Source organism: Haloarchaeobius caseinilyticus, from assembly GCF_051207395.1.
Classification (GTDB): Archaea; Halobacteriota; Halobacteria; order Halobacteriales; family Natrialbaceae; genus Haloarchaeobius.
The window spans coordinates 792,354-818,464 of the sequence record NZ_JBPJZC010000003.1 but is presented as its reverse complement, the minus strand read 5'-3'; the positions used below and the strand labels follow the sequence as shown (position 1 = coordinate 818,464).

Annotated in this window: 26 protein-coding genes; 6 read left to right on the top strand and 20 right to left on the bottom strand. The window is 65.2% G+C overall.

Annotated features, from left to right (window positions below):
- Nucleotides 1-6 precede the first annotated feature (6 nt).
- From ACSC1P_RS16735 to uvrA, 5 genes are all read right to left on the bottom strand, one after another.
- The gene (locus ACSC1P_RS16735; protein WP_435361338.1) at nucleotides 7-543 is read right to left on the bottom strand and encodes a GNAT family N-acetyltransferase; all 537 of its coding nucleotides are present in this window, start codon (nucleotides 541-543) and stop codon (nucleotides 7-9) included.
- A 94-nt stretch (nucleotides 544-637) separates the two neighbouring features.
- Nucleotides 638-1,717: a geranylgeranyl reductase family protein gene (locus tag ACSC1P_RS16730; RefSeq protein WP_435361337.1), complete on the bottom strand. Its 1,080-nt coding sequence runs from the start codon at nucleotides 1,715-1,717 to the stop codon at nucleotides 638-640.
- Nucleotides 1,718-1,774: 57 nt separating this feature from the next.
- Nucleotides 1,775-2,728, bottom strand: coding sequence for a beta propeller repeat protein (locus tag ACSC1P_RS16725; RefSeq protein WP_435361336.1), 954 nt, complete (start codon nucleotides 2,726-2,728; stop codon nucleotides 1,775-1,777).
- A gap of 168 nt (nucleotides 2,729-2,896) precedes the next feature.
- Complete coding sequence (locus ACSC1P_RS16720) at nucleotides 2,897-3,619, bottom strand: HNH endonuclease (protein WP_435361335.1); 723 nt, start codon at nucleotides 3,617-3,619, stop codon at nucleotides 2,897-2,899.
- Between the two features lie 61 nt (nucleotides 3,620-3,680).
- Nucleotides 3,681-6,641, bottom strand: a complete 2,961-nt coding sequence (gene uvrA / locus ACSC1P_RS16715; protein WP_435361334.1) for an excinuclease ABC subunit UvrA — start codon at nucleotides 6,639-6,641, stop codon at nucleotides 3,681-3,683.
- A 136-nt stretch (nucleotides 6,642-6,777) separates the two neighbouring features.
- On the opposite strand from uvrA, the gene ACSC1P_RS16710 reads away from it, so the two are divergent.
- On the top strand, nucleotides 6,778-7,341 hold the full coding sequence (locus ACSC1P_RS16710; RefSeq protein WP_435361333.1) for an LURP-one-related/scramblase family protein: 564 nt from the start codon (nucleotides 6,778-6,780) through the stop codon (nucleotides 7,339-7,341).
- A 21-nt stretch (nucleotides 7,342-7,362) separates the two neighbouring features.
- Here the strand turns inward: ACSC1P_RS16710 and ACSC1P_RS16705 are convergent, their stop codons facing one another.
- From ACSC1P_RS16705 to ACSC1P_RS16695, 3 genes are all read right to left on the bottom strand, one after another.
- A complete protein-coding gene (locus ACSC1P_RS16705) occupies nucleotides 7,363-9,576 on the bottom strand; it encodes a sensor histidine kinase (RefSeq protein ID WP_435361332.1) in 2,214 nt (737 codons plus the stop codon).
- 105 nt (nucleotides 9,577-9,681) lie between these two features.
- Nucleotides 9,682-10,071 carry a DUF5611 family protein gene (locus ACSC1P_RS16700; protein WP_435361331.1) on the bottom strand — a complete coding sequence of 130 codons (390 nt, stop codon included), beginning with the start codon at nucleotides 10,069-10,071 and terminating at the stop codon, nucleotides 9,682-9,684.
- 37 nt (nucleotides 10,072-10,108) lie between these two features.
- Entirely contained in the window at nucleotides 10,109-11,215 is a 1,107-nt protein-coding gene (locus tag ACSC1P_RS16695; protein ID WP_435361330.1) for a DUF7093 family protein, read from the bottom strand.
- 130 nt (nucleotides 11,216-11,345) lie between these two features.
- Here ACSC1P_RS16695 and ACSC1P_RS16690 point away from each other — a divergent pair, with 130 nt between their 5' ends.
- Complete coding sequence (locus tag ACSC1P_RS16690; protein WP_435361329.1) at nucleotides 11,346-11,642, top strand: DUF6432 family protein; 297 nt, start codon at nucleotides 11,346-11,348, stop codon at nucleotides 11,640-11,642.
- A gap of 42 nt (nucleotides 11,643-11,684) precedes the next feature.
- Here ACSC1P_RS16690 and ACSC1P_RS16685 read toward each other — a convergent pair whose 3' ends face one another.
- Nucleotides 11,685-13,103 (bottom strand): ribonuclease FAU-1 family protein, encoded by a 1,419-nt coding sequence (locus ACSC1P_RS16685; RefSeq protein WP_435361328.1) that lies wholly within the window; start codon nucleotides 13,101-13,103, stop codon nucleotides 11,685-11,687.
- On the bottom strand, nucleotides 13,100-13,474 hold the full coding sequence (locus ACSC1P_RS16680) for a DUF7532 family protein (RefSeq protein WP_435361327.1): 375 nt from the start codon (nucleotides 13,472-13,474) through the stop codon (nucleotides 13,100-13,102). The genes ACSC1P_RS16685 and ACSC1P_RS16680 overlap by 4 nt, the downstream gene beginning before the upstream one ends.
- A gap of 422 nt (nucleotides 13,475-13,896) precedes the next feature.
- On the opposite strand from ACSC1P_RS16680, the gene ACSC1P_RS16675 reads away from it, so the two are divergent.
- Nucleotides 13,897-14,940, top strand: a complete 1,044-nt coding sequence (locus ACSC1P_RS16675; RefSeq protein WP_435361326.1) for a PrsW family intramembrane metalloprotease — start codon at nucleotides 13,897-13,899, stop codon at nucleotides 14,938-14,940.
- A 30-nt stretch (nucleotides 14,941-14,970) separates the two neighbouring features.
- On the opposite strand, the gene ACSC1P_RS16670 is transcribed toward ACSC1P_RS16675, so the two are convergent.
- On the bottom strand, nucleotides 14,971-15,576 hold the full coding sequence (locus ACSC1P_RS16670) for a riboflavin synthase (protein ID WP_435361325.1): 606 nt from the start codon (nucleotides 15,574-15,576) through the stop codon (nucleotides 14,971-14,973).
- A 95-nt stretch (nucleotides 15,577-15,671) separates the two neighbouring features.
- On the opposite strand from ACSC1P_RS16670, the gene ACSC1P_RS16665 reads away from it, so the two are divergent.
- Entirely contained in the window at nucleotides 15,672-15,953 is a 282-nt protein-coding gene (locus ACSC1P_RS16665; protein WP_435361324.1) for a DUF7533 family protein, read from the top strand.
- Here the strand turns inward: ACSC1P_RS16665 and ACSC1P_RS16660 are convergent.
- The 4 genes from ACSC1P_RS16660 to ACSC1P_RS16645 form a co-directional block, all read right to left on the bottom strand.
- The gene (locus tag ACSC1P_RS16660; RefSeq protein ID WP_435361323.1) at nucleotides 15,939-17,039 is read right to left on the bottom strand and encodes a M24 family metallopeptidase; all 1,101 of its coding nucleotides are present in this window, start codon (nucleotides 17,037-17,039) and stop codon (nucleotides 15,939-15,941) included. The genes ACSC1P_RS16665 and ACSC1P_RS16660 overlap by 15 nt on opposite strands.
- 5 nt (nucleotides 17,040-17,044) lie before the next feature.
- Nucleotides 17,045-18,895 (bottom strand): UvrD-helicase domain-containing protein, encoded by a 1,851-nt coding sequence (locus ACSC1P_RS16655; protein ID WP_435361322.1) that lies wholly within the window; start codon nucleotides 18,893-18,895, stop codon nucleotides 17,045-17,047.
- A gap of 123 nt (nucleotides 18,896-19,018) precedes the next feature.
- Nucleotides 19,019-19,177 (bottom strand): DUF7563 family protein, encoded by a 159-nt coding sequence (locus tag ACSC1P_RS16650; RefSeq protein ID WP_435361321.1) that lies wholly within the window; start codon nucleotides 19,175-19,177, stop codon nucleotides 19,019-19,021.
- 276 nt (nucleotides 19,178-19,453) lie between these two features.
- Entirely contained in the window at nucleotides 19,454-19,633 is a 180-nt protein-coding gene (locus ACSC1P_RS16645; protein WP_435361320.1) for an HVO_0416 family zinc finger protein, read from the bottom strand.
- Nucleotides 19,634-19,795: 162 nt separating this feature from the next.
- Between ACSC1P_RS16645 and ubaA the strand changes: the two genes are divergently transcribed.
- The gene (gene ubaA, locus ACSC1P_RS16640; RefSeq protein ID WP_435361319.1) at nucleotides 19,796-20,608 is read left to right on the top strand and encodes an SAMP-activating enzyme E1; all 813 of its coding nucleotides are present in this window, start codon (nucleotides 19,796-19,798) and stop codon (nucleotides 20,606-20,608) included.
- Between the two features lie 312 nt (nucleotides 20,609-20,920).
- Here the strand turns inward: ubaA and ACSC1P_RS16635 are convergent, their stop codons facing one another.
- The gene (locus ACSC1P_RS16635) at nucleotides 20,921-21,688 is read right to left on the bottom strand and encodes an HAD-IIA family hydrolase (protein ID WP_435361318.1); all 768 of its coding nucleotides are present in this window, start codon (nucleotides 21,686-21,688) and stop codon (nucleotides 20,921-20,923) included.
- 96 nt (nucleotides 21,689-21,784) lie between these two features.
- Between ACSC1P_RS16635 and ACSC1P_RS16630 the strand changes: the two genes are divergently transcribed.
- Entirely contained in the window at nucleotides 21,785-22,588 is an 804-nt protein-coding gene (locus ACSC1P_RS16630; protein WP_435361317.1) for a DUF4097 family beta strand repeat-containing protein, read from the top strand.
- Between the two features lie 30 nt (nucleotides 22,589-22,618).
- Here ACSC1P_RS16630 and ACSC1P_RS16625 read toward each other — a convergent pair whose 3' ends face one another.
- The 4 genes from ACSC1P_RS16625 to ACSC1P_RS16610 form a co-directional block, all read right to left on the bottom strand.
- Nucleotides 22,619-23,011, bottom strand: a complete 393-nt coding sequence (locus ACSC1P_RS16625) for a desampylase (RefSeq protein ID WP_435361316.1) — start codon at nucleotides 23,009-23,011, stop codon at nucleotides 22,619-22,621.
- A 5-nt stretch (nucleotides 23,012-23,016) separates the two neighbouring features.
- A complete protein-coding gene (locus ACSC1P_RS16620; protein ID WP_435361315.1) occupies nucleotides 23,017-23,931 on the bottom strand; it encodes a cobalamin-binding protein in 915 nt (304 codons plus the stop codon).
- A 71-nt stretch (nucleotides 23,932-24,002) separates the two neighbouring features.
- Nucleotides 24,003-24,344: a hypothetical protein gene (locus tag ACSC1P_RS16615; RefSeq protein WP_435361314.1), complete on the bottom strand. Its 342-nt coding sequence runs from the start codon at nucleotides 24,342-24,344 to the stop codon at nucleotides 24,003-24,005.
- Between the two features lie 93 nt (nucleotides 24,345-24,437).
- Nucleotides 24,438-26,075: an acetolactate synthase large subunit gene (locus tag ACSC1P_RS16610; protein WP_435361313.1), complete on the bottom strand. Its 1,638-nt coding sequence runs from the start codon at nucleotides 26,073-26,075 to the stop codon at nucleotides 24,438-24,440.
- Between the last annotated feature and the right edge of the window lie 36 nt (nucleotides 26,076-26,111).

The following is a 26,111-nucleotide window of genomic DNA, read 5'->3' as shown; positions in this document are numbered from 1 at the left end:
CCCCGCCTACAACCACTCGTCGCGCAGCAGTCCGAAGTGGACCGTGTCGCGGTAGTCACCGTTCCACCAGATGTGTCCTCTGTACCTCCCTTCCTGTTCGAAGCCGAGTCGACCGAGCAATCGCTGTGACGCGTCGTTCCCCTCGATAGTCCACGCGACGACGTGGTGCAGGCCAAGCGTCCCGAACGAGTGGTCGAGGACGAGTGAGACGGCCTCGCTCGCGTAGCCTTCGCCGTGGTACTCGGGTGCGAGCCAGTACGCGAGTGTCCCGTGGTCGCGGCCCACGTCGAACAGCGCGGCTCCGCCCATCGGTTCGTCCGGGTCGTTGGGGCGACAGACGAGGAAGTTTTGACTGCCGTTGTCGTCGTCCCCGACGACCTCGTCGACGAACGATTCGACCACGTCGCGATTCTTCGGTGTCGTGAACAGGAGTCCCTGTCTGATGGCCGGGTCGTTACGGGCACGCTGGAGGAACGCAACGTCCTCGTGTTCGACGGTTCGCAACTCGACACGGTCTCCGCGGAGGAAGGCAGCACCGGGCATGGAAACCACGTCCCCTAATTTCGACAAAAGTCTTCTGTGAAGCCGGTTTCACCCTCGCCGACACGGGCGACCGACTATCGAACTTCCTGACCGATTACTTCAGGAACGCCTTCAGCTGGTCCGTCGAAAAGAGCGAGGTCGGTCGGTCCATGTGGACGCCGATTTCGCCCGAGAGCGAGGACAGCCCGAGCGTCTGTACCGGCTCTGGCAGCGAGTATGCCCGACGAAGCCAGTGGCCGAGGCGAATCTCCGTCTCCAGGTCGTCGCGCCACGCGTCTTCGTAGTCGACCAGCGTCCGCGGGTCGTCGGGGTCGACGGTTCGAACTGCGTGGTCGGCACAGGTCATCCCGTACAGGATGCCGCCGCCGGTGAAGGGTTTCGTCTGGCTGGCGGCGTCGCCGACGAGGAAGCCACGCCGCGACGAGACGACACCGGGCGGGCCGATGGGGATGAGGCCGGAACAGCGCTTCACGATGTCCACGTCGTAGCCCGCGACGAGTTCGTCGAACAGTTCGTTCACGGCCGTGCCCGGCGGGGTCGCCAGTCCGTACTCCACACCGGACTCGGCCCGCGGAATGCGCCAGGCGAAAAAGCGCGGCGCGGTGAGGTGCACGTCCACGAAGTCCTGGTCGTCCGGTTCGTCACTGAAGCCGAGGACACCGTGGAGGAGTTCGCCCGGTTCGGGGAGGCTGAGTTCGCGTCGAACCCGCGAGCGCGGACCGTCAGCGCCGACGACCATCTTCGCCTCGTGGGTCTCGACGCCATCGGGACCGCGCGCCGTCACCGTGACGGAGTCGCGCTGCTCGTCGACCTGTGTGACCGTGTGCTGGTCGCGCAGGTCTGCACCCGCCTCGCGTGCGAGGTCGGCCAAGTGTCTGTCCAGTCCGACACGGTCGATGACGTTCGAGACGGCCTCCTGCTTGTAGAACTCGTGCGAATCGCTGTGCGGCCCGCCGACGTGGAAGCGAGCGCCGTACACCTCGTTCTGGAGGAGTTCGTCACGCGCTCCATCGCCCGTGTAGTCCCAGATGTCCGTACTCACGTGCCCCGAGCAGGCGAGCGGTTCGCCGACACGGCCCTGTTCGAGCGCCAGCACGTCGTAGCCCGCCTCGCTGGCTCGACGAGCGAAGCGTGAGCCGGCGGGACCAGCGCCGACCACGACGAAGTCGTACATGTCCGACGGCAGGAGGGAGCGGCGTAAATACCTTCCTCGTTCGTTCGCAGTCGCGACTCAGCGCGTCGCCAGTCCACGGACCGGCCCGGCCTCGTCCCACGCCACGACACGAGTCCACGACCGCGCGCCGTCGGTCGTCCGGTAGAGGCCGTCGTCGGCCGCCGCGAGGAAGGTCTCCGGTTCGTCGTCCGCAGCGAGGACCGGCCGCCGGAAGCCCTCGGGCTCCGGGAGGCCGTCCATCGCGACTTCCCACGGGTCAGTGCCCTGCTTCCGATAGACGTAGCTCTCCGCGCCCTCGTCCGGATGGGCCTTGTACGCGCCGCTGGCGGCCGACACCAGTCGGTAGTCGGGGTCTGCCGCGTCGACGGCGACGCTCCAGCAGTACCGGTGGTCAAGTCCATCCTGCGGGTGGTGCCACGTCCGGCCGCTGTCCTCGCTCTCGGCGTAGCCGTCACCGGCGGCACTGTACACCCGGCCGATGGCGTCCGGATGCGTGGTCAACTGGTGGTTGTCGAAGCGACTGCCGGTGGGACGCTCTCTCCACGTCTCCCCCGCGTCGTCCGTGACGACGAGCGCGCCGGCTTCGATGCCGACGTAGAGGTGTCCCTCGCGGTGCGGGTCGGGTTCCAACCAGCGGACGTGGTGCGTGTGTGGTCGCGGTGGGAACGACCACGAGTCGGCCGACGGGAGGTCGGTGAGCCCGTCTTTCTCGGTCCACGAGTCGCCGCCGTCGGCCGAGTAGAACACGCGACTCGGCTCGGTGCCGAGCCAGACGCCGTCGGCGTCGTGTGGGTCGAGGGCGACTGTCGTGACACTGTCGGGTAGGCCAGTTCCGATTCGGTTCCACGACGCCCCGTCGTCAGTGCTGCACCAGAGCCCATCTGAGAACGTTCCGGCGAAGACGCGCCGCTCGTCGGCGGCGACGCACTCGAAGTCGTGGCCGGTGAATCGGTCGGTCACTGCGTCGTCGTCGACCGTCAGGAGGGTGTCGTTCAGTGCGACGAACTGCATACGCGACTGTATGCTGCGTGTTGCCAAAACACTACGTCCCGGTGGGGGCGAACAGCCGACACGACTGCACACGCGACGGTGTGTCGGACACCTGCTGGCCGTCGCGTGACGACTCGTCAACGCATGCGAGTCTTGGCCGCGGAATCGCTGAAGAAGATTCGGGTCAGTTCAGGCAGGTACGTCCCAGTCGAGTTGCTGGTTGTGCCGGTCGAGGAACGGCGTCACGTCGGGGGCGGTCGCTGGCCACGGGACGCGCTCGCCGTCTCGGTCGAGGAGCGTTCGTCGGAGCAGGTCGCTGTCGGTCTCGAAGTCGGGCGCGACGCGAACACGGAGGTCGGTGTCGAGGGTGAACAGGTCGGCGTCGAAGGCGGCGTGGTGGGTCTTCGAGAGGAGCATGACGTTTCGTGGGTTCAGTTGGTCGGCTTCGAACTCGCTCCACGGCAGGATGTGGGCCACGTCGAGCAGTGCAGGAACGTCGACGCCGGAGAGAACCCCAGTCGTTCGGTAGTGCCCCAGCGTTTCAGTTCGGAAGGCCCGGGGCATCGACCGGGTCGTGGTCGTCGTCTCGTATTCCGTGCCTCGGTACGAAGACTGCTGATATTGACTGGCCTGATACTGTGGCGTCACCTCGACTTCACCCGATTCGTCGTCTTCGGCGAGGTCGACGATTCGGTACGTCCCCGCGTAGTCCTCGAACGAGACTTCATCGCTGTCTCGAAGCTGTTGCATAATCTGGCTGAACTTCTGTCCGGGCGTGTTGTTGTTCGGGAACGCCTGCTCGAAGACGGGCAGCGCCTGTTCGAGAAACTCCTGTCGAGAAAGGACGGGAGAGCCAGTCTGTTCCTGATACCGCCGCAATTCTCCTCTAACCACCCGTCGCCAGCGAGACATACCGCAGGCGAGGGATCGGGTGATCGAAAAACTTCGGGCTGTGGTCGGTTGGGAGACGAACCTAGTCGTCCGTCGGCGTCGCCATCTCCCGCGTCTCGGGTTCGACGCGCTGGCCGCGTGGGCCTTCGATGTCCACGCCGGGAAGCAGGTCGCGCAGGTAGCGCCCGGTGTGGGAGTCGTCGTTCTCCGCGACTTCTTCGGGCGTGCCCGCGGCCACGAGTTGACCGCCTTTCTCGCCACCTTCAGGGCCGAGGTCGACGACGTGGTCGGCGTTCTTCACGAGGTCGAGTTCGTGTTCGATGACGACGACCGTGTTGTCGTTGTCGACCAGTCGGTGGAGCACGTCGATGAGTTTCTTCTCGTCGGCCGAGTGCAGGCCGGTTGTCGGTTCGTCCAGCAGGTACAGCGTGTTGCCGGTGTCGCGCTTGCCGAGTTCCTCGGCGAGTTTGACGCGCTGGGCCTCGCCGCCGGAGAGGGTCGTCGACGGCTGGCCGAGCGTCATGTAGTCCAGTCCCACGTCTTTGAGCAGTTTCAGCTTCCGGCGGATGCGCGAAGAGGACTCGAAGAACTCGTACGCTTCCTCGACGCTCATGTCGAGCACGTCCGAGATGGTCGCGTCCTTGTACGTCACGTCGAGTGTGGCGTCGTTGTACCGAGCCCCTTCGCAGGCTTCACAGGGGACGTACACGTCCGAGAGGAAGTTCATCTCGATTTTGACGGTCCCCTGCCCGCCACACTCCTCACAACGACCGCCCTTGACGTTGAACGAGAAGCGACCCTTCTCGTAGCCACGCTGTTTCGACAGCTTCGTCTGGGCGAACAGTTCGCGGATGTAGTCGAAGACGCCGGTGTACGTGGCCGGGTTCGACCGCGGCGTGCGGCCGATGGGCGACTGGTCGATGAGGCGGACCGTCTCGATGTCGTCGATACCGTCGATATCGTCGTGTTCGCCGGGATTCACGGACGTGTTGTTGTTCATCCGGCGGGCCAGTCCCTTGTACAACACGTCGTGCATCAAGGTCGATTTGCCAGAGCCGGAAACGCCCGTGATGGCTGTGAAACAGCCCATCGGGAGCGGCACGTCGAGGTTCTTCAAGTTGTGCTGGCGGGCACCCTCGATGGTGAGATAGCTGTCGTGGTCGCGGCGAGTGTCCGGCACCGGAATCTGCTTGCGGCCGGAGAGGTAGTCGCCGGTGACGCTCTCGTCGCAGTCGACGATGTCGTCGAAGTCGCCCTGTGCGACGACTTCGCCGCCGCGCTTGCCCGGGCCGGGGCCCATGTCGACGACGTTGTCCGCCCGGCGCATCGTCTCCTCGTCGTGTTCGACCACGAGGAGGGTGTTGCCGATGTCTCTGAGTTCACAAAGCGTGTTGAGTAGCCGGTCGTTGTCGCGCTGGTGCAGGCCGATGCTCGGTTCGTCCAGCACGTAGAGCACGCCGACGAGACCACTGCCAATCTGCGTGGCGAGACGAATCCGCTGGCTCTCGCCGCCGGAGAGCGTCGAGGCTTCGCGGTCGAGGGTCAGGTAGTCGAGACCGACCTCGGTCATGAAGCCGAGACGGGCACGAATCTCCTTCAGAATCTCCTCGGCGATTTTTGTCTCACGCTCGTTCAGCTTCGCCTCCAGCCCCTCGAAGTGCGCGAGGGCGTCGCCGATGCTCATCCGGTTGACCTCGGTGATGGCGGTGTCGCCGACGAGGACGTGGCGACTCTGCTCTTTCAGGCGTGTCCCGTCACACACCGGGCAGGTCGTGACGGCCATGTAGTCCTCGATGTGTTCTCGCGCCCGGTCGCTGTCGGTCTCGACGTAGCGACGTTCGAGGTTTTCGATGACGCCCTCGAACGGTTCGTCCTTCCGGCGGACGCCGTTCTTCGTGTGCCACTCGAAGTGGACGTCTTCGCTCGTCCCGTAGAGGAACGCGTCCTGTATCTCCTCGTCCAGTTCCTCGAACGGCGTCTCGACGCTGACGCCGAAGTGCTCGGCGACGTTGTCTATCTGGCGGCTGTAGTACGTGCGGTTGTAGCCCCACGGTTCGAACACGTCTTTCAGCGGTTTCGAGGTGTCCACCACGACGAGGTCTTCCGAGACCTCCTTCGCGGAGCCGAGGCCGTCACACTCCGGACAGGCCCCGTGCGGGCTGTTGAACGAGAACGACCGCGTCTCGATTTCGGAGAACTGGAAGTCGCTGTTAGGATTGCCGAGGTCGGTCGAGAACTCGACGACGAGTCGGTCGTCGCCCTCGCCAGCGAGCGAGCCGGTCGAACGCGAGTTCGAGCCCAGTTCGGCGTCTTTCGGCGGGTTCGGCACGATGAGTTTGAGCGCGCCCTCGGCCTCGTCCAGCGCCGTCTCGACGCTGTCGGTGATACGCGGGCGGCTCTCTTCTGAAATCTTCACCCGGTCGACCACCACGTCGACGGTGTGGTCGTAGTTCTCGTCTAAGTCCGGTTTCTCCATCGTGAGGTCGAACAGTTCGCCGTCGACCTCGGCGCGGGAGTACCCCTCGGCGACGAGTTCGTCGAACAGGTCCTCGAACGCACCTTTCTGGTCGCGCACGACCGGCGCGGTCAGCATCGCCTTCGTGCCCTCGGGCAGGCGCATAATCTGGCGCACCATGTCCTGTGCGCTCTGCTCGCCGACCTCCTCGCCCGTGATAGGGTCGTACTGTGTGCCAACTCTGGCATAGAGCAGGCGGAGGTAGTCGTGGAGTTCCGTGACCGTCCCGACCGTCGACCGGGGGTTGTTCGCCGCGTTCTTCTGGTCGATGGAGATGGCGGGCGACAGCCCTTCGACCGTCTCGACTTGCGGCTTGTCCATCTGGCCCAGGAAGTTCCGGGCGTAAGCGGAGAGCGACTCGATGTAGCGACGCTGGCCCTCCGCGTAGATTGTCTCGAACGCGAGCGACGACTTCCCCGACCCCGAGAGGCCCGTCACCACGTTGAACTGCTCTCGTGGGATGCGCACGTCGAGGTCTTTCAGGTTGTGCTCCTCTGCCCCCTTGACCTCGATGTACTCCTTGCTCATTCGGCTGAAGGCAAGGGATGGATTGCCCTTAGCGTGTCGGTTGCGGATGCGGTGTCACGGTGGCCCGCGGTCGACGGCGTCGTTTTCGTCTCGATAGCAGGAATGTTTAAATAAAATAGCCAGGCAACTGGGGGCCATGAGTGTGGTGTCAGGACTCGACCTCAGTGGTGACCGATACACGATCAAACAGAAGCTCATCCGGAGTCGGTACACGGTGTACGACCAGCAGGGGAACGCACAGCTCAAAGCGAAGAAGAAGCGCTTCAAACTGAAAGAGGAGTTCCCGTTCAAGACACCCGACGGCGAACCGGTGTTCACCATCAAAGCCGGCGGCGTGTTCGACGTCGCAGGCGACTACACCATCACCGACGCCCAGACCGGTGAGGAGGTCGCCGTCCTCGACAAGAACTTCACCTTCTTCCAGCACAGTTGGAAGGTCCGAGCGCCGGACGGCCGCGTTCTCGCGAACATCGAGGGACAGGGTGCACTTCTCGAAGCCGCCCGCCACCACGTTCCTCTCATGGGCTTCCTGCCCCACGAGTATACTATCGAATCGCCCGACGGAAAGTCGATGGGCACCATCAAGGGACAGTTCTCGCTGCGGGACCAGTACGAAGTCGAGATTACGGACAGTGGCTCGGCACCCAAAGAAGCACTCGTCATCGCGGGCATCGCCATCGACGCGCTCGAAGGGAACTGAGCGGACTGTCGAGACGCGCAGTCAGTCTTCGCCAACCGCTCGCAGTCGCAGGACGACTTCACTCCCGACTGCTTGGTCACCACAGGCCACCTCACCGCCGAGCGACCGGGCGACCCAGTTGACCACCCACAGCCCGAGGCCGTCGCCGTGTTCGACCCGGGACACGTCGCGCTCGCCGGTGAGGAACGCGCGTTCGTGTTCGGGAATTCCCGGCCCGTCGTCGGCGACACGGACCACGACGTGGTCGTCGGTTCGTTCGACGCTCACCTCGACGGTCGGACTGGCCGACTCGGCGTGTTCGACGCTGTTCTCGACCAAGTTTTCGACGGCGAGGTCGAGGCGTTCGTCCGCGTAGGCCAGACAGTCTTGGTCGGTCTCGACGCGGATGGTCGCTTCGTCGATTCCTTCGCGCAGTCGCCCGACCAGCGACTCGACGCGGTCGGCCACGTCGGTCGGCTCCATGGTGAACTCGGAGTCACGCTGGACGACCTGCTCTAGCTGGTAGACCTTGTCCGCCAACCGGGCGGCGTCCTCGGCGCGGCCGACGACGCGCTCGATGAGCCCGCGCTCGTACTCCGAGAGGTCGCCCAGCGCCTCGTCGAGTTGGCCGAGATATCCCATGACGACGCCCATGTCGGTCCGCAGGTTGTGCCTGAGGACGCGGTGGAGCACCTGCAAGTGCTGTTCGCGCTCGCGCTGGTCGGTGATGTCGGTGTAGATGCCGAAGGCGTGACTCGCGGGGTCGCCGGCGCGGTACGGGATACCCCGGAACAGGAAGTATCGGTCGCCGTCGGCGGTCTCGCGGACGACCTCGGCCGACGCTTCCTCGTCGGCGCGGTGGGTCTGCTGGTCGAGTCGTCGGCCGTTCGCTTCGTCGTCCGCCGGGACGAGTACGTCGTTCACGCTGCGGCCGGCGACCTCGCGCTCGTCGTGGCCGAACACGCGTTCGAACGCCGGGTTGACCGCCTCGATGACGGGTTCACCGCCCTCGAAGCGTGAGTCGACGACCGGATCGGGGATGTGGCGAAACAGCGAGCGAAAGCGGTCGCGTTCGTGTTCGAGTCGTTCCTCGGTCCGGACGAGGTCGGAGATGTCGCGAATCGCCCCGATGGTCCCGCGGTACTCGCCATCGTCGGTCGGGAGCAACGAGAGTTCGATTTCGACAGGGATGCGTTCACCGTCGGCGCGGATACCCTCGGTGCGATACACCCGGTTGCCGGGGTCGTCTTCGGCCAACATATCGACGATGAGTTCCGACCCACGCGCGATTCCGTCTTCGGTGAAGAACTCGGAGACGTGCGAGCCGAGCAGTTCTTCGCGGTCGTAGCCCGCCGCGTCGCTGATCTGTTCGCTGACGAGGACGAGTCTGGCCTCGGCGTCTAAGACGTACACCATCTCGCTCACGTTGTCGACGACGGTCTGGTAGAGTTCGAGCGCCTGCTCACGGGCGGCCCGGCCGAACGCGGCCGAGGCGTTCGCGGCGAGTATCTCAGCGAGTTGCACGTCGGCGTCGTCGATGGCACCGACGCAGTCGGCCGCGATGGCGAGGACACCGTGGTCACCGAGCGGAAAGTACAGCGTCGACCCGTCGTCGTCCGTGCGGACGGTTGGCTCTCCCATCTCGTACACACCGCCGACGGCGGCTTCGCCGAGCGCGTAGTGGGATTCGCCGTCGCCCGCGGCGAGTCGCAGCCGCTCGCTACCGCTGTCGTCGTCGGCCAGCCAGACCGTGGCGTCGTCGAAGTCGAGCACGCGACAGGCCGCGTCGGTGACCACCGCCGCGATGTCCTCGGGCGAACGTGTCGTCATCAACTCACGGGCCGTCGCCAACAACCCGCTCAGAGTTCGTTCGTCGGCGTTCTGCGGGTCGCGTGCCGCCGTGAGCGCCGTGACTCGCTCGGTTAGTCGTGCCTGTGGTTCCTCCCAAATCCCGAGTGGGAGGTACTCGGTCGCCGCGCCGTCGGCGACGGCGGCCGCGAGTTCGTCCGATGGCCCCTCACTGACGAGGAGGCTCGGGACGTGCGGGTGAGTGGTGTGTAACTGCCGCAAGAGCGCGACGCCGCCTTCATCGTCGAACTCGTGGTGACAGACGATACAGTCGACGTGTACGGTCGAGAGGAGTCGTGTCGACTCCGCGTAACTCGTCGCCTCGTGGACCGAGACGTCGGCGTGTGCCGGGAGCAGTGGCTCGCGGCGGTCAGTGCGAACGTAGAGAACCCCCGGATACCCACTCATGATACGTGTGACTGATACGGATACGATTGAGCTACTCGCACAAGAAAGTGTCTTCGGTCGGGAGGGCTGCGCGAACAGTCGGCGAAACCGAAAAGCTCGGGGGTTTCAGGCGTTGACGTCGTGGTCGTCGTCGTCTTCGACGGAGCGTTTGAGCGAGTCACGGCGTGCCTTCGCGTCGCGGCCGGTCGCCTCCAGCAGGAACTCGTTCTTCGCGGAGACGGCGTCGCCAGCGGCTTCGAGTTCGTCGGGACCGAGTTCGGTCGGGTCTCGTTCGACGAAGTCGACGGCGAGCTTGTCCTTCTTGCCGGAGTACGCGACAGCCCCGATGACGATACGCTCGAAGACGGGGTTCTTCGGCTCGCCGATGACGTAGAGGTCGCTGCCTTTGAAGTCCTCAGTCTCTGTCACCGGGCCGAAATACTCCTCGATGGTTCCTTTGAGGTCCGGGATGCGTTCTTCGAGGTACTCGCCGCGGCGCATCTTGTACTCCTTCATGGAATGGACATGGGCAGGTGGGTGTTTACCTGTTTCGTCACTGGCCGGACTCGGAGAGGTAGCCCCGCTTGCAGTCGGGGCAGATGTCGCCCGCCCGGAGCGAGGTCCGAGACCGGTGTTCCGTGTTCCCACAGGAGGGACAGACGAGTTCTGCGTCGGCCCTCGTGGTCCGCCCGCTGGTCGGTGCCGTGGCCTCACCGGCCGAGGCGATGCCGGTCGGCGAGCTGTCTCCGAACTCGGCCGACCGGTCGTCGCGCTGCTGGCCGGATGCACGCGCCGTCGCGTTGTCGATGAACTCTGCGTCGTGGCCGGAATCAGGGTCAGGTTCGACGTACTCGGCGTCGTCGCCGTCACCGTCCTCGCCGGGCATCTGCGCGTCGAACCCGTCGTCTGCAGTGTCGTCGTGTGCCGGCCACGCTCGGGCCTCGCTTTCGGTCGTCTCGCGCGGGTCGTCCTCGTGTGCCGGCCACTCGCCGTGTGCGCGGTCGTCGCCGTCGTCCTCGGGCGTCGGGTCCTCGTCTGCGAGAATCACACCGTCGTCGGTCGCCGGGTCTGCGTGTGGGTCGGTCGGCTCGTCGAGGCCGGCGTCGGCGTCGGCCGTGGTTTCGGTGACGGCTTCGGCGTCGTCGCTGTCGGCCGTCGCAGCCAGCCCATCGTCGTCGACCCCAGACTCGGGCGCGTTTGCCGGTTCCTCGTCGGCTGCTGGTTCGTCGTCCCCGTCGATGATGACCGCGTCGTGCGTCGGGAGGGGGTCGTCGGCCTCCGAGTCGGCTTCGGCACCGTCCTCGTCGTCTGCGGTCACCCCGGCTTCTTCATCGGTCGTTTCGGCGTCGGTGACCTCACTCTCGGGGTCGATACTCGGCGTCGTCTCTTCGTCGTCCGTCGCGTCCGCTTCGGTCGCATCGTCCGCGCCGTCGTCCGAGGCGTCCGGTTCAGCCTCGTCGACGACTGGCTCGGCCCTCCGCGAACTGCGCTCCATCGTGGTGACTTCCGTGTTCTCGCTGAGGAGATTCCGCGAGTCACACCGCGCACACACTTCGAACTCCCTGACCGTCATGACGACCTCGTTGCCCTGCTCGTCCCGCTCGTCCTCGATTTCCGTCTCGCTCCAGTCGTGACCGAGGAGCGAACACCTGAGACCCATTGTACCGGCCTACCCTTCCCTCCCGTAAAAGGCTTTGCCGCGGTATCTTTGGCCTGGTGCTCGGCCGACACGTCGCTCGTGTGTCGAACAGGGGCAAGGGTGAAATCCTGCCCGCCCGAAGGTGTAGACGATGAAGGCAAAGCGGGAGTATCGGGAGCGCAACGACATCGACGTGTCGGTGCTCGACGCCCTCGTCGACCGTGCTGACGACGGGATGACCGTCTTCGAGTTGCGCTCGACCGTCGACGCAGACATCGACGACCTCGAATCGGCACTGTCAGAGCTGAAATCGGACGACCTCATCGTCGTCGAACAGACCGACTCGCGGACCGTCATCAAGCCAGCAGACCACGTCGTCCCCGACCCGGACGACCTCGCCGACGACCCGTCCATCGTCGAGGAACTACGAAAGAAACTGCCGTTCTGACCGTTTTCCGTTCTGCTTCTCGTCTCGTTCCGGTCCGGTCGCTTACTCCAGTGCGCGCTCGACAGCCGCCGCGACGCTTCGCGCTTTCTCGGCCAGCGGTTCCGAGACGTGGCCAGCAGCAACGGCCTCGTCCAGTTCGTCGTCGTCGACGCGTTCGACCGTCCCGTCGACGTGTTTCACCACGTCCACGTGCAGGTCGACGTAGCGTGCCGCGTCGGGGAACAGTTCGACCGGCGTACAGATGTTCACGTAGGTTCCCTTTCGCTCGCCGTCGGAATCGCGGTACACCGTCGGGTACCACCAGCGCCCCTCTTTGAGTTTCGTGACCGCGGTGTCGCCGTCTTCGCGCTCGACGCCGAGGGCGTCGTAGGTCCCGCCGCCGGACATCTGCCGTTCGACCGTGACCTGTCCCGCCGGGTCGTAGTCGACCACGTCGCCGCGGCCGAGGACGATGAGTCGGCCTTCCGGCTTCCCGTGAGAGATGGCGATACGGTCGCCGCCCATCGGTCCGAACTGCTCGGAGACTGCCTGAAACGGGAACTCGCCGTCGGCGTCCGGACAGACCGCCTCCACGAAGTCGACTGCGGTACTCGCCGCGCGGTGGGCCGCCTTGATGCGGTGGTGGCCGGGCATCGTCGCCTCGACTGCCCGGCGGACCTCGTCGAGTCCGAACCGGCACTCGCGGCCGAACCAGACCCACGCGGTCGCCTCGGGTTCGACAAGCGTCGCAGGTGCGTCGTCTGGGTCGCCGCCCGCGTCGGCCAGCGTCGCGTCGAGTTCGTCGGCGCGCTCGGCCACGACCGCCAGTGCATCACCGAGGGCCGCCATCGGCGCGTCTGCTGCGGCGCGCTGCCAGCGCACGCCCCAGCCGTCTGGGACCTCTTGTGGCAGGATGTCCGTCGTCCGGACGAGTTCCGTCGCACGTTCGCCGCGGACGTTCGCGGAGACACCGTCGCGCCCGCGAGAGAGTTCGACCAGGCCGTCGTGGACGACCATCGTCCCCGACAGCCCAGCACGGTCGGAGTCCCACGGGGCGGTCGGTTCGTGGACCTGCACCCGGACCACGTCGCCCGCGTCGACGTAGCCGTCGTACTCGTTGAACGGGAGGAAGCCTTCGGAGTCGCCGAGGTCGACGACCGCGCCGCTGCCGAGCGTTTGCGTCACCACACCGTCGAACACGGCACCGCGGGGTGCGGGGTCGTCCCACGCGAAGGAATCGATACCGACCCCGGTACAGACGTCGCGGACGGTTTCGACCGCCTCGTGGTCGCCGCTGAGGCCCACGCCCTGTCGGTCGTCCGTCGTGGCCACATCCACGTCGGCCGGCCGCGCGCTCAAATCTGCGTCGTGGTCGTCGAACCGGCGGCGGATGGGCGGCGACGCCTGCACGACCTCGTGCCCGTCGTCGAGCAACAACTGCGTCAGTGCCGTGGTGTAGATGCCACGGACACGAGCCTTCATAGCTTGTCGCGCGTGGGTGCGAACCGCACGCGGTCGTGGACACTCGGTCCGAGCGTCAACTCGACCGTCCCGTCGTCCAGTGTTCGGCCGTCCTCGACGAACACGCCCCACGTGTCGAAGCGGAGCCAGCCCCGCATCTCGGCGGCGTGGGTCGTGATGTCGCAGTACTCGACGGTGTGTTCGGGGAACTCGTTGGCGCTGTGGGCCATGTCCATGTCCGAGTACACCACGTCGTTCGTCTCGAAGAATTCCATCAAGGCGTCGGCGTCGGCCGCTGTCCGCTCGGCCACGTCGGCAGACGCGGTCTGCAGGTCGTCGGTCGACAGGCCGACGGCCCGCAGCGCCGCTTGCGTCCGCTGGTCGAAGTGCATACCGGGCGCTACTGTGGGCAGGGACTTTATCGATTCGACAGCGTCACGAGTTCGTACTCGGAATCAGTCGTCAGCCAGGGAGTCGCCCCAGCCAGCACTCGTCGGCTTGGGGGTCGAGGTAGAAGTGGACGGTTGCGGGGTAGTCATCGTCGGTTCAGGGGTCGTGGTCGTCTCTGCGTCTGTGGATTCGTTCGAAAGTGTCGGTACCGGTTTTCGTCGTCCGTCCTCCGGTGTCGGAAGTGCCGGGTAAAACATTCGACGGCTGCTATTCTCTGTCATTATCCCAGTCAGGCGGTTCGCCACTGATAAACTTCGCCCTTATACGGATACTGTGGCTTAATGTCATACTAAGAATTTAAGGTCATATTCTAGGTTCTCGTGAGGGGGAAGCGTTAGGGGGCGGTTAGCCGTAGGCGTTGGCAATGAGTCCACGCCGTGACCCGGTCGAGCACGCAGCGGACCGGGCGAGGGACCTGTACGAGATTGCGACGTGGGAGCCACGGTCGAAACTGGACGGATTCGCGGTCTCTGTCTACGACGGGTTACGACCGGCCGCCAGAGTCATCGTGCTCCTCCTCGCTGCACTCCTCGCCCTGTTGCTGTTCGGCTTAGCAGTCTTGACCGCACTCGCACAGCCAGTCGTCGGGGCGTTCGTCTTCCTCTCGGTCGTCCCGGCCGGGGCACTCGCCATCTACATCTACCGCAACGACGTGACGTCTCAGGAGCCGCTGGTCCTCCTCGTCGGCACGTTCTTGCTCGCCATCCTGTTCGCCACGTTCGCGAGCGTCGTCAACACGGTGATGGGGTCCGCCTTCCGGTTCGTCGGGCTGCCGACCGGGACGCTGCTCGGGGCGTTCCTCTACTTCTTCTTCATCGTCGCGCCGGGTGAAGAGTTCGTGAAGTGGCTCGCCGTCCGGATGTACCCGTACAACCGCCCGCAGTTCGACGCGGTCATCGACGGTGCGGTGTACGGCGCGGTCGCCGGTCTCGGCTTCGCGACCATCGAGAACGCGGTGTACATTACGAGCAACATCGACGGGGCACAGGGCCTCCAGCTACTCGACGCGGGGTCGAACATCGCGGCGGTCCGTGCCTTCGCCGGGCCGGGTCACGTCATCTACTCCGCCGTCGCCGGCTTCTACCTCGGGCTGGCGAAGTTCAACCGCGACTACTTCGGTCCCATCGTCGTCAAGGGACTCCTCCTCGCCGCGCTGTTCCACGCGACGTACAACATGACGGTGAGTTTCGTCCCCGGACTGCTCGCCAACCAACTCGCGGCCGTCGGGCTGGAAGTCGGCAGCCTCGGTGCGTTCTTCGCCTACGTCGTCGTCTACGACAGCGTCATCGGGCTGTTCCTCTACCGGAAGATTCGGAACTACCGGAAGGCGTTCTACGAGGTCGGTGCCAGAGAGGAACGAGACACCGCGTCGGAACTCACCGAGTTCGACCGCCCGCCGCGCTTCTGAGTCGGAAAATTCGCGTTCTCGGTGACCGGTTCAGGCCAGTCGGTCGGTGTAGCCGTCCAGCATGTTTTCGACGTACTTCGCGACCACGTCTACTTCGAGGTGGACCTCGTCACCCGGTTCCTTGTCCGAGAGGTTCGTCAGGTCGTACGTGGTCGGGATGATGGCGACCGAGAACTGCCCGTCGCCGCGTTCAGCCACGGTGAGACTGATGCCGTCGAGCGTCACCGAACCCTTCTCGACGACGTACTGGCCGTAGCCCTCGGGCAGGTCGAACGTGAACCACCAGTCCTCGCCCACCTCTTCGACTGCCAATACCTCGGCCGTCGTGTCGACGTGGCCCTGTACGAGGTGGCCGTCGAAGCGACCGTCGCCGGGCATCGCTCGCTCCAGATTCACGAGGTCGCCCGCGACGACCGTCCCGAGGTACGTCTTTTCGACCGTCTCGCTGGCGAGGAAGACGGTGAACGACTCCGCGTCGAACGACTCGACCGTGAGACAGACGCCGCTGACGGCGATGCTCGCGCCGTGTGTCACGTCCGAGAGGACCGTATCGCCCGCGATACGCAGGCGTCGGCCGTCGTCGGTGTCGGTCACGTCGACTACTTCGCCCGTCTCCTCGACGATGCCAGTGAACATGTTCCGGAATCGGTGACCCCGGGGCAAAACGTTGCCGTCCTCCGAGTGCGACACGTCCGAGCGGTTTTTACTGTCCCTCCGCCAACGAGGGGGCAATGGGACGGAGCATCATCGAATCGGTACAGCTGTTGGCGGTCCTCGCGTTCGCCCTTCCCGCCATCATCGCGGGCCTCGACATGTTCTTCCTCCGCGGCGAGACCACGTGGGGCGCAGCGCTCGTCGTCATCGGCGTCTTGATGATTCTCGTCGAGAAGTACATCGACAGCCCGTTCGACATCACCGGCAAGGCCACCAGTGGGGTCGTCTCCGCCGTCGTCAAAGAGCCAGACGAGGGTGACGACGGCGAGACCGCCTCTCCCCGCTCAGGGGACGAGTGAGCGTGGGAACGCACCCAGCAGTTTCGCACCCTCGTCGGTGACTTCGACGAGGTCGGCCAGTCTGACCGTGCCTTCTTCCGGGTCCGAGACACTCGCGTCGAGCGCCAGCACCGTCCCCGCTTCGAGCGAGTCAACGTCGGTCAGTGCCGGCGGTTCGCGCGGTGCGAGCCCGACACCGTAGCCTGCGACACGCTTCGAGTCGAAGCCATACGCCGCCACCTCGGCTTCGAGTTCGGTCGCCACGAGGTCGGCCGTCTCGCCCGGGCCGAGTTCGGCGAGTGCGGCGTCCAGTGCCCCTTCGACTGCGAGCTGGGCCCGGCGGGTCCAGCCGCCGTCCCCGTCGACGACGAAGGTCCGTGCGAGTCGGCCGTGGTAGCCGTCCGGCCCGTGGGGCGCGAGGTCGACGACGACGGTCTCGCCCGCCCAGACCGCACCGGACGAACGCGGCGTCGTCGGGTTCGTCCCGATGCCGATGGCCGTCGAACCCGGGTGGACGCCCTGTTTCGCCATCGCGGCATTCGCCTCGCGGCGGAGTCGCAGTGCGGTGAGAGGGGCGTCTTCCCAGTGCAGTGGTGCACCGTCTTCGTGTTCGTGTGCCTCGTCGAGGACCGCGGCGATGCGGCGCATCCCCGCACAGGCAGCAGATTGGACCGTCGTCTGTCGGAGTCGTTCCGGGTCGGTCTTCACCTGCCGAGCCTCCGCGACGACGCCACTCGACGCCACGTCGAAGCCGGCCTGTTCGAGGTAGAGCGCGGCGTCGTGCGGGACGTGCTGTGGCGAGAGGACGGTCCCCGATAGGCCGAGGTCGTCCAGCACCGTCGCCACGCGCTTGCCAGTCGGAATGTTGCTCCCGGCCGGCAGCACCTGGTCGCCGGGGAACGTCTCGGTCGCGGCGTCGGGCGCATCGGGTGCCAGCAACAGGCTCTGCTCTTCGGTCACGACGACCGCGAGTTCTCCCGGCACGCCGCCGGTCCGGCCGAGGTATCGCAGTGTCGGGTCGACCTCGGTGCCGACGTGGACGAACGCGCAGGCATCACGGTCCTGTAGCTCCTGCTGGACGGGCGCGAAATCGGTAGAAAGTGCCATGTAGGTCAGTCGGCAGCCTGCTCGGCTTCGAGCGGCTCTTTCGCGAGTTCGGTGAGTTCCTCGATGTCGGCCCCGGTCGGCTCGTTGTTGATGAGCACGTCGATGGTGAGCGTCGGCGCACCGTCGACGAGGTTCTCCATGAGGACGAGTCGTTCGCGGGCACGGGACATCCCGACGTAGAACACACGGCGCTCGTTGTCGGTGAGGACCGGAACCGGCGAGGTGGTCTTCGTGAACTCCACGCCCTCCGGCACGTCCTCGTCGTCCACGGTGGCGACCATCTGCTCGACGACCTTCTCGGTCAGGTCGGTGCCCATGAAGACGTGGTCGGCCTCACGACCCTTGGCGGAGTGGATGGTACCGATACGGACCGTATCGCGGTCGAGCCCGCGGTACTCGCCCGTCGCGAAGTACGCCTTCATCGACTTGCGCTGGAAGGAGGTGACCTTCCGGACCATGTCCGACGCCGAAGCCGGGCCGGGCATGAACGGCGCGTAGTTCGTGACGAGGTCGGGTTCGATGGAGAGTTCCGTCAGGTCGTCGATGCCGGCTTCCTCCTGTGCCTCGTCGATGGCGTCGAACAGTTCGTCACGCTCGTTGGTGCCGAAGGCGGATTCCTGCAGCATGTCCGCGAGGCGGCGTGCCTGCAGGCCGTTGATGTTCTCGCCCTCGTCCATCAGTTCGACCGCCGTGATGTAGTCGTCGAGGCGGTCGGTCCACATGCGCTGGTCGGTGAGGGCCTTGAACGGGATGCCCTCGGTGATGAACTCGTCGACGAACTGGAACATCTGGTAGCGGGCACGGAACAGAATCATGATCGTGCCGTCGTCGTTCTGGACCGTCCGGCGCACGTTGCGCACGAGGTCGAGCATCGACGGGTTCTGGACCGCTTCGACCACACCGCCTTCCTTGCGCGGTTTGAGGTCTTTGTCCTGTCGCACGTCGATGTGGCGAATCTCGCGGTTCACCACGTTCAGGATGCGCGAGGGGAGCCGGTAGGAGTTCGGCAGGATGATGTCCTCGTCCGGGGCGGCGTCGAGCAGGAGTGCGGGGTCTGCACCCTGCCACGCGTAGACAACCTGGTCGTCGTCACCGGCGATGAGGACGCCCTTCATGTGGGGCCGCCACTCCTCGTACACGTCGTGCTGGAGCGTCGTGATGTCCTGGAACTCGTCGATGACGAGGTAGTCGACGCTCGGGAGCAGCGAGCGCTGCTTGACGCGTTCGAGCATGTCCGCGAAGCCGATTTTGCCGTTGTCACCCTTGTACTTCCGCCAGCCACGGATGGCCTCGGGCACGTCGATGCGGTCGTCTGAGGCGGGCCACGTCGGCGTGTACTTGTTCCCTTCCTGTGCGTTCGGGTCGATGTCCGGGGGGAGGCGGACCTCTTCTTGATTCCACTGGAACGGGACGTCGTACCAGTCGGCCACGTCGCGGTTGGTCCGCTGAAGCCACTGCGAGGTCGCGATGATCTTGTTCCCGATGGTCGTCGACCGGGCCGTCCGGCGGCCTGCGCCGCCGTACTCGTCCTCGTACTCGATACCGAACTCCTCACAGAACTCCTCCTTGTCGGATTCGCCGACCACGTCGGCGCGAGAGAGGTTCAGCAGGTCGTACGCTTTCGCGTGCATCGTACAGACGTTGCCCTGCAGCGAGCGTGGGTTGATGTCGAGACGCTCGGCGAGGCGTTCCCGAACCTCCTGTGCCGCCGCACGGGTGTACGAGACGACGAGGATGTCGCGGAACTCCACGTCGTTCTCCTCCAGAATCTCCTCGACCTTGTCGAGGAGTGCTGTCGTCTTCCCGCTCCCGGGACCACCGAAGAGTCGGGTTACTTTCGTCTCGGCGTCAGTCATTGTACGCATACTGGGGGTGGACACGTATAAGAACCGTGGGTTCACTTCGACGGCGTCTAGACGGGGTACAGGTGCCATACAGCACGAAATCGAAGGAAGAAGGATATAGTCAGTAGACGATACTCAGTTGTTCCGCGGAGACCGGGCTTCGCGTACCTCACTGCCGTCGCGGATTTTGTCCTTGCAGTTGGGACAGACACGGGGATCCGTGATGCCTCGTGGTGTGAACACTCGTGCGTAGGCGTCGGTAACGAAAGAACCGCAGTTCTGGCATTCCGGCATTTGAATCTCCACCCTATCCTGATGGAATTATATTTATTAACGTTTCCCCCAAACTGACCGGATTGCCGGTTCCCATACATTTGATAACTAGATACACGGTCGCCTTGCACACCAAAGGACGACACCGGTTACTGGCCGATTCAGGGTCTCTCACTTCGAAAATATATCTGGCTCCTGACTGACTGGTATCGCCACACTTCGGCCGACCCGAGCCGAGGGCTCGGCGTCGGTATCGACAGAAACGAGTCCGGCCCAGCGAGGGCCAGGGTTCCCCGGTCAGTTCGGGGTCCAGTCGCAGACTGTGCAGGTGTCTGCTGTCTCTTCGTGGAGTGACATACACTCCGGACACTGCAGTTTGTTATAGTTTCGGTCCCACCCTACCGACTCTGTCTCGTGACCGCGGTCTGCTAAGAACTGGTCGAACACGTCGTCACCGCGTTGGGGTGCGGACGCCATATGTCATGGTAAAGCACAGCACGTACTAAACCATTGTGGTATGACACCCCTTGTCTCCCAACCAAGGGTTTACGTGCGACAGCCTGCACGCGGGTGGAGACCGGACGAGCGGGAGAGGTGGCGAGCGGGAGAGTTTTTCCACCCGCGGCCGAACGAAGAACTATGACCGACCTCTCGCTCGACCCGACACAGCTCGACCGCTACTCCCGGCACATCATCATGGAGGAGGTCGGGCCCGAGGGCCAAAAGCGCCTGCTCGACGCCTCGGTCCTCTGCGTCGGCGCTGGCGGCCTCGGCTCGCCCGTCGTCGAGTACCTCGCCGCGGTCGGCGTCGGCCGCCTCGGCATCGCCGACGACGACGTGGTCGAACGCTCGAACCTCCAGCGCCAGGTCATCCACCGCGATGCCGACGTGGGCGAACCGAAAGCCGAGAGCGCTGCCCGGTTCGTCCGCGAGTTGAACCCCGACGTGACCGTCGACGCTATCGAAGAGCGCGTCACACCCGAGAACGTGGAGGAACTCGTCGCCGAGTACGACCTCGTCGTCGACGGCAGCGACAACTTCGCCACGCGCTACCTCGTGAACGACGCCTGCGTCCTCGCCGAGACGCCGTTCGTCCACGGGGCCATCTATAAGTTCGAGGGACAGGCGACGACGTACGAACCCGGCGCACCCTGCTACCGCTGCGTCTTCCCCGAAGCGCCCGAACCGGGCACCGTCGCCGACTGCGCGACGACGGGTGTGTTGGGCGTGTTGCCGGGCACCGTCGGCTGCATCATGGCGACCGAAGCCATGAAGCAGATTCTGGGTGTCGGCGACCTGCTAGACGAACGACTCATGCTGTACGACGCGATGGACATGAGCTTCGAGCAGGTGCCGGTTCGCCAGAATCCCGAGTGTCCGGTGTGTGGCGACGAGGCGTCTATCTCGTCGGTGCACGAAGTCGAGTACGCTGAAACGTGCGCTATCGAATAGGAGACGTTCATCGGGTGTCGGCTCAGCACTCGTCGCTTTCCGTGGAGTCGTTCTCGGTACCACTGGATTCGCTACCGCGCAGTTCACGAATCACGACGGAACATGACCGCAGCCACTACCTCCCCAACCGATTCCTCGCTCGCCTTCGGCTCCCTCGTCATCCCTCGCGCGATTTCTGCTCACGGTCTCGCTTGCTCACGGGTCGCTCTGCCCCCCGTTCGCATCGAGTCGACTGTGTCGACTCGCCATCGCTCGACACGTTCACCAGCGCGCGCCAGAGTGTTCGTGAAGACTGTCCCGTGGTTTCTCTACCTACAGAATCGACGCGATATCGCCGAGTGAGTCGACGACGTGGTCGGGTTCGATGTCGCTGCCGACGACTTCCTCGCGGGTCGTCGCGCCGGTCAGCACGAGTACGGTCTCCATGCCGGCGCGTTCGCCCATCAGGATGTCTGTGTGGAGGTTGTCGCCGACGACGAGACACTCGGCGGGGGTGACGCCGAGGCGCTCGCACACAGCGTCGGCCATGTGTTCCGAGGGTTTGCCGACGACGAGCGGGTCGCGGCCGGTCATCCCCTCGATGGCTCCGATGGTCGCGCCGGCACCGGGTTCGAGACCAGTCTCGGTCGGGTAGGTTCGGTCGGTGTTCGTCGCGAGGAACAGTGTCCCCTTGTGGAAGGCACGGAGTGTCTCGGTCAGCAGTTCGTGACTGATGTCGCGCGCCTTGCCCGCGACGACCACGTCGGCTTCGCCGTCGACGATGGTGAGGCCGGCGTCGCGTACCTCCTGCTGTAACACGTCGTCGCCGAGGACGTACACGGCCGCTTCGGGGTGGTGCGTGGTGAGGTAGGCTGCGGTGGCCGACGCGGAGGACGTAATCGCGCCGGCGTCGCGTGGAATCCCGAGCGATTCGAGCGTGTCCGGAAACGCGGCCCGGTCGACACTCGTGCTGTTCGTGACGAACTCGACGGTGAGGCCCGCGTCGTGAATCGCTGCGAGCCCCTCGTCCGCGCCCGGAATCAGTTCCTTCCCGCGCCAGACCGTCCCGTCGAGGTCCACGATAGCCGCTCGGCGTGTCATAGTCGTCGCTTCGATAGCTGCCGTTGTAACAGTGGCTCTGCTGAACGTTCACACGGAACAGTACGAGATTAAGTCCGCAGCTGCCGAATACGTCGCATGCAAGCACTCTCGCGGAGAGACTTCCTCGTCGGCGGGGCGACGGCTGGGCTCGTCGGACTCGCCGGCTGCACCGGTCTGTCGACGTACACCGTCTCACGCGGGCAGACGTACACGGTCGACGGCGGGACGCTCGTCGTCGGGACCGACAATGGTGACGTGACGGTCAGACGTGGCTACAGTGACAAGCTGAACGTGAGCTACAGCATGCAGACGAACGGCCCGAAGCGCGAACTCGACCGGCTCACGTTCGACGTGGTGACTGGGAGCGAGAACAGCGTCGTCGCCGAAATCGCTGGCGGCTTCTTCGACCTCTCCGTCGACCTCGACATCGACGTGCCCGAGGGCGTCACGGTACAGACGGTCCGCTCCGGCAACGGCGACGTGACGGTCGAGGAGGTCGCGGGCGACCTCGTGGCCGAGACGGAGAACGGTGCGGTCGTCACCCGGAACGTCGACGGCCACGTGACACTGCGCTCGGCCAACGGCGACTTGTTCGCGAGTGGACTGGGCGGCATCGTGGCGGCCGAGACGGGAAACGGCGACGTCGACGTGGAGATTCGGTCGCTGCCCGGTGACGCGACGATTCGGTCCGGCAACGGCGACGTGACAGTTCGAGTCGGCGCAGATCTCGACGGGACGGTTCGCGCCGAAACTGGCAACGGCGCGGTCACGTACCGGGACCTGTCGCTGGTCACGACTCACGACGAAGAACGACTCGTCGAAGGGTCGCTCAACGGAAGTGACGGACCCCGTATCGACGCTCACACCGGCAATGGCGACGTGGAGTTGCGGACCGCCTGAGCGCAGTCTGCCACGGAACGAGATGCGTCACTACTCCGCGAGCGGTTCGAACGACTCACCGGTCCACAGCCAGCAGCCGACCTGTGGCTCAGCCGCCAGCGACACGATACAGTACACTTTCTCGGGCCACGTCGCCAGTTCGTGGTCCGTCTCGCTCGGACCGTCCGGTCCTGCGGGGTGGGAGTGATAGAAGCCGACGACTTCGTCGCCCGATTCCTCTACCGCCTCGATGACCCGTAGCGTCTCTTCGGGGTCGAGTTCGTACCGGGTTTCGGGCGTCTCGGCGACGTTCGTCACGGGGTGAACGCTCGTCACGATTCTCTCGGGTGACTCGCGGCCAGCGAGGACGCCACAGATTTCGTCCGGTGTCCCGTCCCGGGCCAGTTCGAGCAGTCGCTCGCGCGTGTCGTCGGCGAACTGCATCGGCCTCACCGGACCTCTAACAGGTCCGAAATCGGCGCGGCCACGTCCGCTGGCGGTCGCTCGATGCCATCGTGGACGACGCCCGCGAGGTGTTCGAGCGAGTCAACGACGCGCGGACCGGGCCGGTTGAAGAACTGGTCGCCGTCGATGGCCCACACGTCGCCGGTCTGGACCGCGGTGAGGTCGTCCCAGCCGTCGCGCTCGGTCAGGTCCGAGAGGTTTCGCCGAATCTGGGCGAGGTCGAACCCACAGGGCGCGACGACCAGCGTGTCCGGGTCGTACCGACAGAGGTTGTCCCACTCGCGAGGGCGCGAGCGGTCGCCGGGTGCGGCCATGCCGTACTCGCAGTTCGCGCGGTGGGCGAGGCCGGGCACCCAGTGGCCCGCGATCATCACCGGGTCGGTCCAGTCGAGGACGGCGACGTGACGCTGTTCGAACTGCCTCGATTCCGTGGCGACGGCCTCGACACGTTCGCGGAGCGAGTCGAGCAACTGCTCGGCCTCGGCATCGCGGCCAAGTGCCTGTCCGAGGCGTTCGATGTCGTCGTAAATCTCGTCGAGCGTGTGCGGGTCCGTCGTCAGAACCTCCGGGTTCGCGTCGATGGCGTCCACCGCGTCCTCGACGAGTACCTCGTCGACCGCACACACGTCGCAGACACCCTGCGTGACCACGAGGTCTGGGTCGAGGTCGTCGAGCGTCTCCACGTCGATGCCGTAGACACTGCCGAACTCGGCCTGGGCAGCTTCGACCTGGCGGCCGATTTCTGCGGTCGCCGCGCTCGCGTCGACGTGGCTGAAGTCGACGACCGGCCTGTCGAGTGCGTCGGGTGGATAGTCGCACTCGTGGGACACACCGACCGGTTCCACGCCGAGGGCGTAGACGAGTTCCGTCGCGGAGGGGAGCAGCGTCACGACGTTCATACCGCAGAATCCGTCACCGAGGCGGATAAAGAGACGGAAGTCGGCAGTCTGTCACAGCAGTCGGCAATCAGTCAGAGGAAGGCGAACGCCATCGCCACGGCCCCGCCGACGAGCATCAGATAGCCGCCGAGCCGGCGTTGTCGCACGTCGTCGCTGTCGACCTCGACGCTGTCGTAGTCGGTCTCGCCCGCGAGCAGGGCGAACAGCCAGACAGTGAACGCCTCGGCGAAGACGACTTGCACCAGCCCGACGAGCGCGATGGCCCCACCGATAGCGAGGAAGGTCGTTTGGTCCGCAGACAGCGACCCAACTGTGACGTTCAATCCGACCGTGGCGACCACTGCGGCCGCGAACACCACGACGACCACTCCAAGTGCCAGCTTCGCGTTCTTGACCGCGCTCGCTCGACTCATTGGTGGTGCTTCGGCGGGTCGCTGTAAATGAGTTGTCGAATCGCGTCGACCGCCTCTCGGTCAGACGAGAACACCGAGGGCAACGAGCGTGCCTTACGCGTCTCGTGGGATGTCGACGACGACCAGCGAGAGGTCGTCGCTCGGAACAGCCTCGTCCAGCGCCGCGGCGAGGTCGTTCCAGTCGGTCGGGTTGTACGTCTCCAACCCAAAGCTCTCACCCAACTTCACGAAGTCCGGGTTATCGATGTAGGTCCCGAAGGACTCTCCGCGGTGGTCGGTCTGTTTCTCGGAGATGAGGCCGTAGTCGTCGTCGCAGAACAGCACGACGGTGAAGCCACAACCGAGCCGCCGCGCGGTTTCTAGCTCCGCGCCGTTCATCAGGAAGCCACCGTCGCCGGTCGCCGCGACGACGTTCGCCGGGACGGCGAGGTCGGCTGCCACCGCGCCCGGCACCGCGATACCCATACTGGCCAGCCCGTTCGAGACGACGAACGTGTTCGGTTCGACCGTCGGGAAGTACTTCGAGAGCGTCATCTTGTGGCTGCCCACGTCCGTGATGAGCACGTCCTCGTCGGCCATCGCATCTCGCAGGTGCGGAACTGTGCCCCGAACCGAGAACGAGTCGTCGGCGTCGGGTCGACGCGTTGCCGCCGAAATCGCGGCCTCCCGCGCGTCGGCGTACCAGTCGCTATCCCCGGCACAGTCGGGGGCCGCCTCGGCGAGTGCATCGAGTCCCCGCTCCACATCGGCGACGATTTCCACTTCGGGGTCGTAGTGCTCGTACACCTCTGCTGGCTCGGAGTCGAGGTGGAGGACGTGTTTGTCCTTCTCGGGATTCCAGGATTCGGGGTCGTGTTCCGCGATGTCGTAGCCGACCGCGAGGATGGCGTCCGCTCGTGCCACGGCGTCGGCCGTCGCACCATCGCCGGAGTTGAGCGTCAACAGCGAGTGCTCGTCTTCGTCGGAGATGGCGCTCTTACCCATGTAGGTCTCGACGACGGGCATCCCGGTCGCCTCGACGAACTCCCGGAGTGAGTTCGCTGCCTCTGCTCGGACCGTTCCGTTCCCGGCCAGCACGAGCGGGCGCTTCGCTTCGTCGAGAACCACGGCGGCGCGTGCGACCGACCGGTCGTCTGGGTCGGGCAGTCGCACCCGTTCGCGTTGCGGGAGTGGCTCGACAGTCGTCTCGCTGGCTGCCACGTCTTCGGGCACTTCGAGGTGGGTCGCGCCGGGCTTTTCGGCTTCGGCCAGTTTGAACGCCTTGCGGACCGACTCCGCGACGATTTGCGGGTCGCTGATCGTCGTGTTCCACTTCACGACCGGTTCGAACACGTGCGGCACGTTGAGCATCTGATGGCTCTCCTTGTGGACGCGTTCGAGGCTTCCCTGCCCGGTGAGGGCGACGAGTGGCGCTTTGTCGAGTTGGGCGTCGGCAACTCCGGTCAAGAGATTCGTCGCGCCCGGCCCGAGCGTCCCCAGACAGACGCCTGCGTCGCCGGTCAGGCGGCCGTGCACGTCGGCCATGAACGCTGCGCCCTGTTCGTGGCGGACGGGGACGAACGTCACGTCCGAGTCTCGAAGCGCGAACAGCAGGTCCTCTAACTCCTCGCCGGGTAACCCGAAGACGTGTTCGACGCCCTCACGTTCGAGACACGCGACGAGTGTCTCTGCGACCGTCCTCGTTTCAGTCGCTTCCGTCTCCGCCGCCGAATTGGCGTCGTCACTGCTCATACGGGAGTGGTTCGACCGCCCGTCAGATGACAGTAC

Bases quoted from the DNA above. Each gene is read 5' to 3' on its own strand.
- ACSC1P_RS16710 (WP_435361333.1), top strand. From the start codon at position 6,778: ATGAGTGTGGTGTCAGGACTCGACCTCAGTGGTGACCGATACACGATC.
- ACSC1P_RS16695 (WP_435361330.1), bottom strand. From the start codon at position 11,215: ATGGGTCTCAGGTGTTCGCTCCTCGGTCACGACTGGAGCGAGACGGAA.
- ACSC1P_RS16625 (WP_435361316.1), bottom strand. From the start codon at position 23,011: ATGCAGTTCGCCGACGACACGCGCGAGCGACTGCTCGAACTGGCCCGG.
- ACSC1P_RS16620 (WP_435361315.1), bottom strand. From the start codon at position 23,931: ATGAACGTCGTGACGCTGCTCCCCTCCGCGACGGAACTCGTCTACGCC.
- ACSC1P_RS16675 (WP_435361326.1), top strand. From the start codon at position 13,897: ATGAGTCCACGCCGTGACCCGGTCGAGCACGCAGCGGACCGGGCGAGG.
- ACSC1P_RS16735 (WP_435361338.1), bottom strand. From the start codon at position 543: ATGCCCGGTGCTGCCTTCCTCCGCGGAGACCGTGTCGAGTTGCGAACC.
- ACSC1P_RS16720 (WP_435361335.1), bottom strand. From the start codon at position 3,619: ATGTCTCGCTGGCGACGGGTGGTTAGAGGAGAATTGCGGCGGTATCAG.
- ACSC1P_RS16685 (WP_435361328.1), bottom strand. From the start codon at position 13,103: ATGAAGGCTCGTGTCCGTGGCATCTACACCACGGCACTGACGCAGTTG.
- ACSC1P_RS16610 (WP_435361313.1), bottom strand. From the start codon at position 26,075: ATGAGCAGTGACGACGCCAATTCGGCGGCGGAGACGGAAGCGACTGAA.
- ACSC1P_RS16660 (WP_435361323.1), bottom strand. From the start codon at position 17,039: ATGGCACTTTCTACCGATTTCGCGCCCGTCCAGCAGGAGCTACAGGAC.
- ACSC1P_RS16670 (WP_435361325.1), bottom strand. From the start codon at position 15,576: ATGTTCACTGGCATCGTCGAGGAGACGGGCGAAGTAGTCGACGTGACC.
- ACSC1P_RS16650 (WP_435361321.1), bottom strand. From the start codon at position 19,177: ATGCCGGAATGCCAGAACTGCGGTTCTTTCGTTACCGACGCCTACGCA.
- ACSC1P_RS16705 (WP_435361332.1), bottom strand. From the start codon at position 9,576: ATGAGTGGGTATCCGGGGGTTCTCTACGTTCGCACTGACCGCCGCGAG.
- ACSC1P_RS16680 (WP_435361327.1), bottom strand. From the start codon at position 13,474: ATGCACTTCGACCAGCGGACGCAAGCGGCGCTGCGGGCCGTCGGCCTG.
- uvrA (WP_435361334.1), bottom strand. From the start codon at position 6,641: ATGAGCAAGGAGTACATCGAGGTCAAGGGGGCAGAGGAGCACAACCTG.
- ACSC1P_RS16700 (WP_435361331.1), bottom strand. From the start codon at position 10,071: ATGAAGGAGTACAAGATGCGCCGCGGCGAGTACCTCGAAGAACGCATC.
- ACSC1P_RS16730 (WP_435361337.1), bottom strand. From the start codon at position 1,717: ATGTACGACTTCGTCGTGGTCGGCGCTGGTCCCGCCGGCTCACGCTTC.
- ACSC1P_RS16635 (WP_435361318.1), bottom strand. From the start codon at position 21,688: ATGACACGCCGAGCGGCTATCGTGGACCTCGACGGGACGGTCTGGCGC.
- ACSC1P_RS16645 (WP_435361320.1), bottom strand. From the start codon at position 19,633: ATGGCGTCCGCACCCCAACGCGGTGACGACGTGTTCGACCAGTTCTTA.
- ACSC1P_RS16690 (WP_435361329.1), top strand. From the start codon at position 11,346: ATGAAGGCAAAGCGGGAGTATCGGGAGCGCAACGACATCGACGTGTCG.
- ACSC1P_RS16630 (WP_435361317.1), top strand. From the start codon at position 21,785: ATGCAAGCACTCTCGCGGAGAGACTTCCTCGTCGGCGGGGCGACGGCT.
- ACSC1P_RS16615 (WP_435361314.1), bottom strand. From the start codon at position 24,344: ATGAGTCGAGCGAGCGCGGTCAAGAACGCGAAGCTGGCACTTGGAGTG.
- ACSC1P_RS16665 (WP_435361324.1), top strand. From the start codon at position 15,672: ATGGGACGGAGCATCATCGAATCGGTACAGCTGTTGGCGGTCCTCGCG.
- ACSC1P_RS16725 (WP_435361336.1), bottom strand. From the start codon at position 2,728: ATGCAGTTCGTCGCACTGAACGACACCCTCCTGACGGTCGACGACGAC.
- ACSC1P_RS16655 (WP_435361322.1), bottom strand. From the start codon at position 18,895: ATGACTGACGCCGAGACGAAAGTAACCCGACTCTTCGGTGGTCCCGGG.
- ubaA (WP_435361319.1), top strand. From the start codon at position 19,796: ATGACCGACCTCTCGCTCGACCCGACACAGCTCGACCGCTACTCCCGG.